Here is a 12,322-nt window from a genome sequence, read left to right on the forward strand (position 1 = left end):
ATGAATTCGACAATTAGAAACGTTTTCAGGAGGCAGATTATGAAATTAAAAGTTGGAATTATCGGATGCGGCGGGATTGCCAATGGCAAGCATTTGCCAGCGCTTTCAAAGGTTGAAGAAGCAGAAATAGTGGCATTTTGCGATATCATCGTGGAACGCGCAGAAGAAGCAAAAGAAAAATTCGGCACCAAAAATGCGCAGGTTTTTGATGATTACAAGAAAATGTTAGCGAATACCGATTTGGATGTTGTTCATGTTTGTACCCCTAACTCTTCTCATGCCGAGTTGTCCATTGCCGCCATGGAAGCGGATTGTCATGTGATGTGTGAAAAACCGATGGCGAAAACCTCCGAAGAAGCCAGAAGCATGATTGAAGCGTCCAAGCGCACCGGCAAAAAGTTGACGATCGGTTATCAAAACCGGTTCCGGACCGATTCGAGATATTTGCATGAGGTTTGTAAAGAAGGCGGATTGGGAGAGATTTATTTCGGAAAAGCGCATGCGATTCGCCGCCGTGCGGTGCCGACATGGGGCGTTTTCCTGGACGAAGAAGCCCAAGGCGGAGGTCCGTTGATTGATATCGGCACGCACGCTTTAGACCTGACGCTCTGGATGATGAACAATTACAAGCCTAAATACGTGGTTGGGAAAACCTATCACGCCTTATCCCAAACTCCCAATGCCGCCAACGCTTGGGGACCATGGGATCCTGAAAAATTCACCGTAGAAGACTCCGCTTTCGGTTTTGTTGTGATGGAAAACGGCGCAACGATCTTCCTGGAATCAAGCTGGGCCTTAAATAGCTTGGATGTGAAAGAAGCCAAAACCACCCTGTGCGGAACCAAAGCGGGCGCCGATATGAACAATGGTTTGACCATCAATGGCGAAGACCACAGCTTACTGTATGAGAAGAAAATTGAATTGCAAACGGGCGGTGTCGACTTCTACGATGGCGCCGGTGAGAAACCGGAGATTCTTGAAGCCAAATCCTGGATCAATGCCATTCTCCATGATACCGAACCTGTAGTGAAACCAGAGGAAGCCTTGGTGGTTACTGAAATTTTAGAAGCGATTTATAAATCTTCGAAGACCGGCGAGCCGGTATATCTCTAGGAGGAGGTATATCAGTGATACAAGTCACCGTATGGAATGAATTTCGTCATGAGAAAACCGATAAAGCTGTCCAGGAGATGTACCCGGAGGGGATTCATGGACAACTGGCAAAGTTCTTGTCCGAAGATCAGTTTAAGGTAAAAACAGCGACTTTAGATGAACCGGAGCATGGTTTGACGGAAGAGACATTAGAGGAGACCGACGTCTTGATTTGGTGGGGTCATATGGCCCATGATGAAGTTCAGGATGAAATCGTGGAACGCGTGCATAAGCGTGTTCTTGAAGGCATGGGGCTTGTTGTGCTACACTCGGGACATTTCTCGAAAATCTTCAAAAAATTAATGGGCACTTCTTGCGATTTGAAGTGGCGGGAAGACGGCAAACATTGCCGCATTTGGAATGTCAATCCGAGTCATCCGATTGTTGAGGGGATTGGCGATTTCATCGAATTGGAACAAGAGGAGATGTATGGCGAGCATTTTGATATTCCGGCGCCGGACGAATTAATCTTTGTCAGTTGGTTCCCCGGAGGAGAAGTCTTCCGCAGCGGCTCTACTTACCGCCGAGGGAACGGCAAAATCTTCTATTTCCAACCCGGCCATGAAACCTATCCGAGCTATTACAACGAAAAGGTGCAAAAGGTCATTAAAAACAGCATTCGTTGGTGCGCGCCAACCCAGAACCTGTACCCTGCATATGGCCACTATGAAGCGCGTGAAAAATAGAAAGGAGTGATCGAAAGTGAAACTAGGTGTATTTACGCCATTGTTTAACGATTTGAGTTTTGAAGCGATGATTGAGGAAGTGGCCAATAAAGGGTTGCAAACGGTTGAAATCGGTACCGGGGGCTATCCGGGCAACGCTCATTTGGATATTGATCAATTGCTGGCAAGCAGCGAGGCAAGAAAAGAATATTTGGCCAAATTAGCGGACAAAGGCTTGGAAATTTCCGCGCTTAGCTGCCATAACAACCCGATTTCACCGGTGAAAGAAGTGGCTGCGGAAGCGGATGAATTACTGCGCAAGACCATCAAATTGGCAAGCTTGCTGAACGTTCCGGTTGTGAATGGTTTCTCCGGCGTATCGGGCGGGAATGCAGCGGATACCCAGGTAAATTGGCCTGTATTGCCTTGGCCAACCGAATATGATGACAGCTATGCTTATCAATGGGAACAAAAATTGATCCCTTACTGGAAGGGGATTAACACGGAAGCGGAAGCGGCAGGTGTGAAGATCGGAATTGAGCTTCATGGCGGCTTCTTGGCCCATACGCCTTATACTATGTTGAAACTGCGGGAAGCGGCCGGCAAAGCCATCGGCTGCAACCTGGATCCCAGCCATTTATGGTGGCAGGGGATCGATCCGGTGGCTGCTGTCAAGATTCTTGGAGAGGCCGGTGCGATCCACCATTTCCACGCCAAAGATACCTATTTGGATCAGGACAACATCAATATGTACGGCTTAACGGATATGCAGCCCTACGGCAATGTGAAGACTCGCGCATGGACCTTCCGCTCTGTAGGCTGCGGCCATGACTTGAAGGTATGGTCGGACATCATTTCCGCATTGCGCGTTTACGGCTATGACTATGTCTTAAGCATTGAGCATGAAGATCCGATAATGTCTATTGACGAAGGGTTGACTCGTGCCATTACCAACTTAAAATCGATCATGATTCATGAACAACCCACGGCAATGTGGTGGGCGTAAAGGAGCATGAAGGATGTCAATCATTAATTTTGCCGTAATTGGCTATGGCGGCATGGGTTCCTACCATGCCCACAATCTTATACCTGCGGAAAGTACTCGAGTTCATGTCGTGGGGACCTATGATATTTCCGGCGAAAGACAGCAAATATCCCAAGGCAAGGGCCTGCGGATTTATGAAAGCCTGGAAGAAGTGTTGAATGACGGAAATATCGAAGCCATTCTTATCGCAACACCCAACGATTCTCATAAAGAAATAGCGATTAAAGCCCTGCGGGCGGGCAAGCATGTGGTTTGCGAAAAGCCGGTGGCAATGAACACCCAGGAACTCGATGAGATTTTGGCGGTTGCCGAAGCGACCGGAAACGTCTTTATGGTTCACCAGAATCGTCGTTGGGACCCGGATTTTCTCATCATTCGGCAGCTGTATCAAAAAAAGACGATTGGTGATATATTCCAAATCGAATCTCGCGTTCAAGGTGCCAACGGCATTCCGGGGGATTGGCGTCATTTGCAGAAACATGGGGGCGGCATGCTGTTGGATTGGGGGGTCCATTTGCTGGATCAACTGCTATGGCTGGTAGACAGTCCAATTAAGAGCGTGCAGTCGGATTTAAGCTATATTTTAGGCGATGAAGTTGATGATGGATTTATGAGCTACATTACCTTTGAAAATGGCGTGAAGGCCTTGGTTGAGGTAGGCACTACCAACTATACCAAGCTCCCTCGCTGGTATGTAAAAGGCCTGGAGGGGACCGCAAAAATTGACGATTGGGATTTGTCCGGCGAGATCATTGGCGCTACCGGCCGTGAGGATGTCCCGGCTCCGGCGCCGATCCAAGCGGGGGTGGGACTCACCAAAACGATGGCGCCGCCTTCGGAAGAGGCAACCGAAAGAATCGCCTTCCCGGAACCCAAAGCGGATTTTGTTCCTTTTTATCAAAACTTTTATGAAGTCGTTCGCGAAGGCGCGGAGCCGATCGTGAAAAATCATGAAGTCCGCAAAGTAATGAATGTTATCGAAGATATTTTTAGGGCAAGCCATAAAGGATGACCTAGGAAATTCATTGGCCTGATGGAAATCTGCATCCAATAACCATTCAACACAAAAAAGGTTAACCAAGCGGTTAGCTTTTTTTGTGTTAAAACAACGCATACCTTCAACTAAATCGAAGGCTTTCACCGAAGGAATATCGCAAGCGGACGACAGAGCCAACACACGGATTTATAAATGGATTTTGATGCGGGGGAACTGGCGGAGAAATGCTGCGAAAATGTCTGCACGCATACTGGAGATTTAATCATAAATTAAGTTATAATGTTTAACAAAGGAGGTACGAATTATGAGTGTACCTAATGAAGAACTCGAAGTATTGGTCAAGAAGCTAAATAGTAAGAATAAGGTGTTAGCTAAGAGTTTTTTGTCGTGGTTGTTAGATCAGCAATTCGATGAAGAGGATATGCTTACAGAAGAAGACATTAAGGCGATAGAAGAAGCTCGGAAAGATCAACAAGAAGGGAAAACCTTATCACTGGAGGACGTTAAACGTGAACTCCAGTTATAATGTGGAATTTTCAAAGTTTGCAGTTAAAACATTAAGTAAAATAGATGTGTCAGCAGCCAGAAGAATCTTGGAAGCGATTGAAGAATTGAAAAATAACCCCTTTGGAAACCCTCAAACAAAGAAAATGAAGGGATACAATGGTGATTTTTATCGATTACGTGTAGGAAATTATAGAATTATTTATGAGATCCAAAACAATATGTTATTAATAACAATTGTAAAGATAGGGCCTCGTGGTGATGTATACAAATAGATATCATTAATGCTCCGTAACTCTAGTTGAGTTCGGGGCATTTTCAATTTTGGATTAGCAGCCCATGATGACTAAAGAAAAGCTTACTTTCCCGTCTAATAAGCTGATTGGTGAAAGTGCCGCCAGCACGATATTGACTTACACTGTACGTGCAGCGGCCCATTTTTCTTATATGATTTCTTTAGTTTGTCGTTCTAAAAGGCTTGCAAAATGCGCGAATATCATCGGCGAAAAGCTCAGGTTCTTCCATAGCGGTAAAATGTCCGCCGCGGGGCAGCGAAGTCCAGCGAGTTACGTTCAGGTTGCGCGTTGCCCATGCTTTGGGCGGTAACAATATATCTGCCGAGAATAAGGCAAGACCTGTCGGGACCTTGATGTACCCCAGTGGCGGCAAAGAATGCGCATTTTCATAGTACATATGTGCTGTCGATCCTATGGTGTTCGTCACCCAATAAATCATAATATGTGTGATGAGCTCATCCTCACTGAATTTTTGCTTGAGGTTGCCATTACAATCGCTCCATGTCCGGAATTTCTCTAGTATCCAACTTGCTAAACCTGCCGGCGAGTCGGATAGTCCATAAGCTAGGGTTTGCGGGCGTGTCGATTGAATGGACATATAGCCTCCCTCCTGAGCAATCCATTCCGCCGCATTTTTCTTGTATCGCAGTTCTTCTTCCGAAAGCTTGGCCTGTTCCGATGAAGTCATGAGATCTCTTATAATCCCGATATCGGTTAGGTGGATGCCGAATAACAGTTCGGGATGGTTTGCTGCCAGGTATCTTGTCACACCGGAGCCAACATCCCCGCCCGCGGCAACAAATTTTTTGTAACCTAATTCTTGGGTCATGAGCTTAGCCCACATTTCGGAGACACGAAAATTGTTGACGCCAGGATGTTCAGGGCGGCTGGAGAACCCAAATCCAGGCACTGAAGGGACAATGACGTCAAAAGAGTCCTCAGGGTTGCCGCCATAGCTGGCTGGGTCCGTAAGAAGCGGGATGATTTTTTGGTAACGAAGGTAGCTGTCGGGCCAGCCGTGAGTAAGAATAAGGGGCAAAGGGTTAGGTCCTTTACCACGCTCATGTACGAAGTGCACGTCGATCCCGTCGATATTGCAGCGAAACTGGGAAAAACGGTTCAACTCGGATTCTTGTGCGCGCCAATCATAATGGTCTCTCCAATATGAAACTAGCGATTTTAAATAACTTAAATCCGTGCCTCGTTCCCAACCGGAGTTTTCTAATTGATCCGGCCAACGGATGTGATGCAGTCTGTATTGCAGATCGTCAAGGATCTCATCGGAAACGTGAATATGAAAACGTTCAATAGCCATCATGATTTCCCTCCTAAAAGTTTGGTGAGCCTTACTTCCTGAGTCAACTTCGAACAAACTTGCTTCAAAGCATGGGCTTAGTTGTTACATCGTTATTATATCCGTCAATCTTGTGTGGTACACTGGCATAAATGAAGCATTTAACTATACTATTTGATAATAGGTGACTGTTATGCCGCAAATGGATCGATACAAAAACCGTACCGTGAACATTGAATTTGTCGCCGTGGAGGATTTTAGTAATCTTCCATATCCTGAACGTCTTACTCTGATTTTCATAACGTCCGGAAGCATGAGCGGGATATTAAACGATCGTCCGATATCTATTGCCGCTCCTGGTGTCCTTTGTTTGGCTGAAGCTGATGAGATGAAAATCATTGAGAAGCAAAACATCGCTGCACAATCCTTTAGTTTTCATCCCGAGTTTCTGAACACCGTAACTCTTTCCGAAACACAGGGTTACTTTCCGTCCGTTCCGAGAATACAAACAGGGCTTTCCCTTTTTCAAAGTGATCATCCCAATAGAGGCGTACCTCGTATAACCGAGAAAGCATATCCGCTTTTATTTGAATGGTTTTTTGTACTTGGCACGGAAGTGCAGGCGCAAAGCGATGAACGGTGGGCGTGCAGAATAAAAAAGTACTTTATTCAAATTATGGGTTTGCTTGAGGATTTGAATCGCAATAGCGAACAATCACCTGTTGATGTGGTGTTGGAATATATACACACGAATTATCCCAGAAAGATTTCTTTGGAAGATTTGACGAATTGCGCTCATTTGAACCGTGTGACGCTGAATAAGATGTTTCAGGAAAGATGCGGAACTACCGCAATCGGCTACTTGCTTTCGCATCGCTTAAAAGTAGCGGGTGATCTTTTAACGCATACGGATATGAACCTTAATGATATCGCACGTGCCACTGGATTCGAGTATGATACTTACTTCATCAAACAATTTACATCCAAAAGAGGGATGTCGCCGACAACGTATCGGACGAACTCCCGCAAGTTCTCGGCCGTTCAATAACACCATGCTGCAATTGACAACGTTCAAAGGATGCTTTTATAATGTTACAGGAACGGAATACCTAAAACCTATTTTGGATGATGTGGACTTTTCTGGAGACTAGTCTCTATTTTCGCCACACAAAGGCCTTGCTGGTCATTTGTGTGGTTTTTTTGCGTTCACAAAGGAGGAAAATGATAAAATTTTGGCATTATGCATTGACTGTTTTTTTAGGAGGCTGCTGTTATGGGATCTTGTCCACTTTTGTTAAATTGGCGTATGCAGCAGGGTTCACAGTGTCAGCAGTAACCGGAGGACAGTATTTCTTCGGAGTTGTGCTTGCTTGGCTTGTCGTCTTATTTACCAAAAAGAAAAAACTAACTCGTATGCAAATTTCAAAGCTTATTGCATCTGGAGTTCCGTTCGGGTTAACAGGTATATTTTATTATCAAGCCTTACAAACCTTAAACGCTTCTCTGGCCATTGTTTTTCTGTTCCAATTTGTTTGGATCGGAGCCCTGTTGGAGTGGGTGTTCCATAAGAAAAAGCCTACTAAGCGTAAGCTTATTTCCATTGGGTTGCTGCTAGCCGGTTCCGTTTTGGCGGCCAATGTCATGTTTCAGGAACGCCTGGCGTTGTCATGGCAGGGAAGCATTTGGGGAATGCTGGCGGCATTAACCTTTTCCACATTCGTTTTTTTGAGCAGCTCCGTTGAAAAAGCAACCCCTCCCATTTTAAAAAGTGCACTTCTGTCCACGGGAGGAGTAATAACCGTATTTATCGTATTTCCGCCAACGTTTTTATTTGACTTGGATATTTTAATGGGGTTGATTCCCTACGGATTAGCTCTGGGTATATTCGGGGTCGTTCTTCCGCCGCTCTTGTTTTCGATTGGTATGCCGCATGTTGGTTCGGGATTAGGAACCATTCTTACATCATCCGAATTGCCGGTTGTTGTAACAATGTCCGCTTTAGTGCTGGCAGAGCCAATAAGCTTGCCTCAGTGGATTGGGGTGATCATTATCCTAGTCGGGATTGTTAGCAGTAACCTTCGATCCGATCATTCGAACCAAAAGTCTTTAGAAGTTCAGAAGACTGCCTTCAAAAATAGTCTATAGAAGATCTCGGGTGACAGCATAGAGGAAAAAAAAGGGCGCTATTCAGCGATACCCCCCATGTTGCGTGAATTAGAGGAATTATATGGCGCTATTTTCACGATTTAGTGGCGAAAAGCCGCCTTTCGACCTGTTCATCGAAAAATAAGACCCAAAAATTCCCCTATGGTGATGAATAGGCTCACATTCGGAAAATAATACCCAAAAGTTCCTCTATTTTATGGGACAGACGATACTGAGCACGAGACTAATATAGAACAAAGCGATCCATGCCCCTGTCCGCAGATAAGCCATATTATTTACGGATCATTCTACTAATAGAGTAACAAAAAGCAGCAGGTTTCTTCGAACGGGTCCAAATATAAAAGGGTATCCGGGTATTCTTTTATGCTATAATTACAAATGGAGGTTGATATTAGTGAACGAGGAATTATTGAAAGCCATTGGTGAACTTTTAGATCAGAAGCTTGCTCCATTGCAGAAAAAAATTGAAGTAGTGGATACCAAGGTAGAACGAATCGAAGAAAAATTTGACAAACTGGCGGCAGAAAGTCCTCAGGATGTTATGTCCATGCTTGAGTTGCTTAACAGAAAACTAGATGAAGTATAACGAGATGTCGAGTTTACATATCATAAAACCTCCCTTAATGAACTTGAGATCAATAGGTTGAAACAACAATAAGCATTTGCGCGATGGTTAACCTTCATTGCAATAAACAATGGCATATTATCGGTCCCTATTAAAAAGTAACGCCAATTAAGCATGTATTGTTTAATTGGCGTTTTTTTATTATGAGATCCTTGAAAATCCTGACTGTACGCGAATGATTGCTACAGTCTGAGATCGAAGCCGGAAGCGCTGTTTAGCATGCGGTCCGTTCCCCATCCCGTCGCATAACCGTAGCTCGGCGGCATGAGTCCTCGCCCGGCGTTTGACAAAAGCGCTAGGCTCAACAGTTCTTTGTTCCGGCTGCCCAATCCGGCAATTAGCGGGAACAGCATAGAGTAGGGGGATTGCGGGTAATTGCCCAGCCCCATCGCAGAAAGCCCAACATACGGATAGGAATTAAGGGACGGTGCTTCCGATAACATCGAAGTCAGGTAACTTGAAAAAGGCACCGCTCCGTTCTCCGCTTCAAGTTTTCGGACCGGGGATTCCATGCAGCGGCACACATGGTCTCCCAATAAAGCGACTTGCATTCACGATCATCCTTTCATTCATCTGATTTATAAAAAGACTATGATTATAGTCCTTCTACCGAACAAAACCCAACCTGCATCATTGCTTGTCAGTACAATGCCATCTGTTCCAATCGCTCGAGACTGGATAGGTCCGTCAGCACGCTTTTGCCGACACCAAAGCCCCAATACTTGACGTAATGGTAAGGATATTGCAACATCACCAATACATGTCCTTCCTGTAATCCTAGTTCCCGGATCGAATCGCGAATCGGCCGCGTATCCACATAGATCGGACAATCCCTTTCGGACTCCGAAAGCATCCGTATGCGGGTCCGGAGCTGCCCAATCGGTAAGTTGTCGAAGTCTGACTTGAGCAGCATGGAGACGCTCGGGTTGTTGGACGGGAGGCCGCTCATTAGCTCTGCGATGCTGGACAGAGTCTGCTGACTGCGCGGATCGGCACGTTCGTCCAACCAAAACGCGTATAGTTTTGGTGAATTATCCGCATATAGAGCAGCGTACATATTATTTGAGGGCAGCAGGCAAAAACATAGAAAAACAAACAGGCAGACACCCGAGATAGCTTTGAGTTTGCCCTGGCGCTCGTTTCGGAAATTGGCGATCGTTCTGATCCGTTCCGCCAATGGAGCGCGCCGGGCCACCAAGTTCGCTCCGATTCCGGGAAGAGGAGGCATGCTGTTCAACTCCCCTTGTCTGATGAGAAGCATTCCGTAGCGCGTTTGTTCCTCCCGGCTGAGCAGCCGCAACACACGCGAATCGCAGCGTATTTCCAGATCGTCGCGATACTTATGTACGGCCAAGTGCACGAGCGGATTTATCCAATGGGCGATCTGCAAGGCACGGGACAAACCGAGTAAGAGGATGTCTTTCTGTTTGGAATGCATCAGCTCGTGCAACAGAATAAACCGCAATTCTTCCGCCGAATAGTTCGTGTCATAATCGTATGGCAGCAAAATGACCGGCCGGCGTAATCCGTAAAGCGCAGGGAAGAGAATCCCCGATCTCATTAGACGGACATGCCCGCGTATGCCGGCTTCCTCTCGGCATTTGTCGAACAACTCAAGCAGCTCCCGGTCCTCGCATGGAAGTGCGGAGCGGACAAGCCGGCGCGTCCGGCGTCTTCGTGTCCAATCGATGGCCGCATAAATGCAAATTCCGCCACCCCATACGCATGCGGCCGCAATAACCACCTCCGTCAGGCTCGATTGGATGCGGGTGGATTCGATCAATGGGCGCTCCAACGGAGGCAGGGGAATCCATGTTTCTTCACCGTCACGGTACATACGCGTTTCCCGGGAAGGGGATGAAGAGACGGATGGTCCCAATACAACCTCCCTGACTTCACTCCAGCCCCTTCCTACGGAAGAGAACGCGGCGCCGACGCTGAATTGCCGCTCGTATAAATAGGCGTCAGTCCAGTTTTCAATACTGGTAGGACTCGGGATCGAGATAGGCAGGCATAGCTTGATCAGGAATAGGAGCCAAATCCAGCAAATCGTTCGAGGCCCCAGCAGTTTGCGCCCGAACCGGCGAAGCATCAGCACGAGGAGCGCGATAACGGATGCCGCCAGTGTCAATTCGATTCCTTTCAAGGCGAGCAAAGGCAGCAGTATATCCATCAGGGACGCTCATCCCCGCGGGACTCGTCATTTTGGGACAGCAGCCGTTTGAGCATTTCCGCCTCGCGCGGGGACAACCTTCCGTCCTGAAGGAATCCTGCCAGAAGGGAGTGCCTGTTCCCGTTATAATACATATCCAGAAATTGCTGCCGCTCCTGCCGCAAATAAGCTTCCTCTTCGATGAGAGGAAAGTAATAATAGATACGACTGTCGTGTTCATCCACCTTAAAACCTACGAATTGTTTCCTTACCAAATTTCGCAGCAGCGTCTTGATCGTGCGAAAATGCCATTCGGCTTCTTTGGACACCTGATCAATGATGACACTGGCGGTGCATCTGCTTTCCTTCCACAACACCTTCATGACGACCAGTTCGGAAGGGCTGATGCTCTGTACTTTTTTTCTCAAGGGAATCCCTCTTTTCCGGAGATACGCTAGTTTAGTTAAAAGATATATCGGTCGGAAGAAAGACTATATTTATAGTCTAATGAATTTCATCTTGAGAAATCCATGTCTTTTTTCTGGTAAAATAGAATCAAAATCAGAAAACTGGCAGAAGGAGTGCGCCAATGATTTATTTAAGAAGCTTCAAGCTTTCTTCTTATACGAGTCGAAATCCCAACATATACCCTGATTATGTGTTCAAACACCTGGCTGGAGAGGTTCTTTGGTTTGATCGGATTACTGTGCTGTATGGCAGTAACGGCAGTGGCAAATCCACCTTACTGAATGTGATCGCCAACAAATTAGGAATCACCGGTTCTGAAAGAATGACAAGCTATGGTCATAGTATTTATGCTCAGCGTTTTCTCGAATTGAGCAGCTATCAGCTTGGGCATGATGATCGGGAGCATGAAATTAGACAGCTTCCTGATGGAAGCAGATACATGAAGTCAGAGGATATTTTGTATGAAATTAAGAAGATTCAGCAATCCGCCGTGCTGCGTGAGGGGATATTGTATGAGCAGATCAACAAAGGGATGAGTAAGGCTCAGGCAGAACAATATGAACAATCATATGCGTTTAAAAAGAAGCTTGAGAATATTCAATTCTCTCAAGAAAAATACTCCAATGGAGAGACCTCCATGCAGTTTTTTGAAGAATATTTGCTTCCCGGCCAATTGTATTTGTTAGATGAGCCGGAAACGTCGCTTTCTCCCGCCAACCAAATCAAGCTGGCAGAGCAAATCAATGAGCTTGCACGTTATTTTGACAGTCAGTTTATTATTGCCACACACTCTCCTTTTGTTTTGGGTACGCTGCATGCTAAAATTTATAACTTGGATGCAAAGCCTTTGCAAACGGCAGAATGGTTTGAACTGGACAACGTGCAATTTTTTTATCAATTTTTTCATAAGCATAAGCGGTTGTTTGAATAAAGGCAGAACAGAATTTGAGTAAGAAGC

14 protein-coding genes are annotated in these 12,322 nt (G+C 46.0%); 10 read left to right on the forward strand and 4 right to left on the reverse strand.

Annotated elements, in window-relative coordinates; translation table 11 throughout:
- Window positions 1–39: 39 nt before the first annotated feature.
- The 6 genes from ACLD72_RS22455 to ACLD72_RS22480 all read left to right on the forward strand — a co-directional run bounded on the left by ACLD72_RS22455 (window position 40) and on the right by ACLD72_RS22480 (window position 4,638).
- Entirely contained in the window at window positions 40–1,113 is a 1,074-nt protein-coding gene (locus ACLD72_RS22455; protein WP_411002503.1) for a Gfo/Idh/MocA family protein, read from the forward strand.
- A gap of 14 nt (window positions 1,114–1,127) precedes the next feature.
- Window positions 1,128–1,838 carry a ThuA domain-containing protein gene (locus tag ACLD72_RS22460; protein ID WP_213510739.1) on the forward strand — a complete coding sequence of 237 codons (711 nt, stop codon included), beginning with the start codon at window positions 1,128–1,130 and terminating at the stop codon, window positions 1,836–1,838.
- A 16-nt stretch (window positions 1,839–1,854) separates the two neighbouring features.
- Window positions 1,855–2,823 carry a sugar phosphate isomerase/epimerase family protein gene (locus ACLD72_RS22465; RefSeq protein WP_411002504.1) on the forward strand — a complete coding sequence of 323 codons (969 nt, stop codon included), beginning with the start codon at window positions 1,855–1,857 and terminating at the stop codon, window positions 2,821–2,823.
- Between the two features lie 13 nt (window positions 2,824–2,836).
- The gene (locus ACLD72_RS22470) at window positions 2,837–3,874 is read left to right on the forward strand and encodes a Gfo/Idh/MocA family protein (protein ID WP_411002505.1); all 1,038 of its coding nucleotides are present in this window, start codon (window positions 2,837–2,839) and stop codon (window positions 3,872–3,874) included.
- A 289-nt stretch (window positions 3,875–4,163) separates the two neighbouring features.
- Window positions 4,164–4,385 carry a hypothetical protein gene (locus ACLD72_RS22475; protein ID WP_411002506.1) on the forward strand — a complete coding sequence of 74 codons (222 nt, stop codon included), beginning with the start codon at window positions 4,164–4,166 and terminating at the stop codon, window positions 4,383–4,385.
- Window positions 4,369–4,638: a type II toxin-antitoxin system RelE family toxin gene (locus ACLD72_RS22480; protein WP_326043934.1), complete on the forward strand. Its 270-nt coding sequence runs from the start codon at window positions 4,369–4,371 to the stop codon at window positions 4,636–4,638. Before ACLD72_RS22475 ends, ACLD72_RS22480 begins: the two co-directional genes overlap by 17 nt.
- A gap of 181 nt (window positions 4,639–4,819) precedes the next feature.
- Here ACLD72_RS22480 and ACLD72_RS22485 read toward each other — a convergent pair whose 3' ends face one another.
- On the reverse strand, window positions 4,820–5,974 hold the full coding sequence (locus tag ACLD72_RS22485) for an epoxide hydrolase family protein (protein ID WP_411002517.1): 1,155 nt from the start codon (window positions 5,972–5,974) through the stop codon (window positions 4,820–4,822).
- Between the two features lie 172 nt (window positions 5,975–6,146).
- On the opposite strand from ACLD72_RS22485, the gene ACLD72_RS22490 reads away from it, so the two are divergent.
- The 3 genes from ACLD72_RS22490 to ACLD72_RS22500 all read left to right on the forward strand — a co-directional run bounded on the left by ACLD72_RS22490 (window position 6,147) and on the right by ACLD72_RS22500 (window position 8,705).
- A complete protein-coding gene (locus tag ACLD72_RS22490; RefSeq protein WP_411002507.1) occupies window positions 6,147–7,001 on the forward strand; it encodes a helix-turn-helix domain-containing protein in 855 nt (284 codons plus the stop codon).
- Between the two features lie 176 nt (window positions 7,002–7,177).
- The gene (locus ACLD72_RS22495) at window positions 7,178–8,098 is read left to right on the forward strand and encodes an EamA family transporter (RefSeq protein WP_411002518.1); all 921 of its coding nucleotides are present in this window, start codon (window positions 7,178–7,180) and stop codon (window positions 8,096–8,098) included.
- A 415-nt stretch (window positions 8,099–8,513) separates the two neighbouring features.
- Complete coding sequence (locus ACLD72_RS22500; RefSeq protein ID WP_411002508.1) at window positions 8,514–8,705, forward strand: hypothetical protein; 192 nt, start codon at window positions 8,514–8,516, stop codon at window positions 8,703–8,705.
- A 221-nt stretch (window positions 8,706–8,926) separates the two neighbouring features.
- On the opposite strand, the gene ACLD72_RS22505 is transcribed toward ACLD72_RS22500, so the two are convergent.
- The 3 genes from ACLD72_RS22505 to ACLD72_RS22515 form a co-directional block, all read right to left on the reverse strand.
- Window positions 8,927–9,295, reverse strand: a complete 369-nt coding sequence (locus ACLD72_RS22505; RefSeq protein ID WP_411002509.1) for a hypothetical protein — start codon at window positions 9,293–9,295, stop codon at window positions 8,927–8,929.
- 89 nt (window positions 9,296–9,384) lie between these two features.
- Window positions 9,385–10,917, reverse strand: a complete 1,533-nt coding sequence (locus ACLD72_RS22510) for a M56 family metallopeptidase (RefSeq protein WP_458476166.1) — start codon at window positions 10,915–10,917, stop codon at window positions 9,385–9,387.
- A complete protein-coding gene (locus tag ACLD72_RS22515) occupies window positions 10,917–11,324 on the reverse strand; it encodes a BlaI/MecI/CopY family transcriptional regulator (RefSeq protein ID WP_251585788.1) in 408 nt (135 codons plus the stop codon). Before ACLD72_RS22515 ends, ACLD72_RS22510 begins: the two co-directional genes overlap by 1 nt.
- 161 nt (window positions 11,325–11,485) lie before the next feature.
- Here ACLD72_RS22515 and ACLD72_RS22520 point away from each other — a divergent pair, with 161 nt between their 5' ends.
- The gene (locus ACLD72_RS22520; protein WP_411002511.1) at window positions 11,486–12,295 is read left to right on the forward strand and encodes an AAA family ATPase; all 810 of its coding nucleotides are present in this window, start codon (window positions 11,486–11,488) and stop codon (window positions 12,293–12,295) included.
- The last annotated feature ends 27 nt before the right edge of the window (window positions 12,296–12,322 follow it).

Source organism: Paenibacillus lacisediminis (assembly GCF_046567315.2).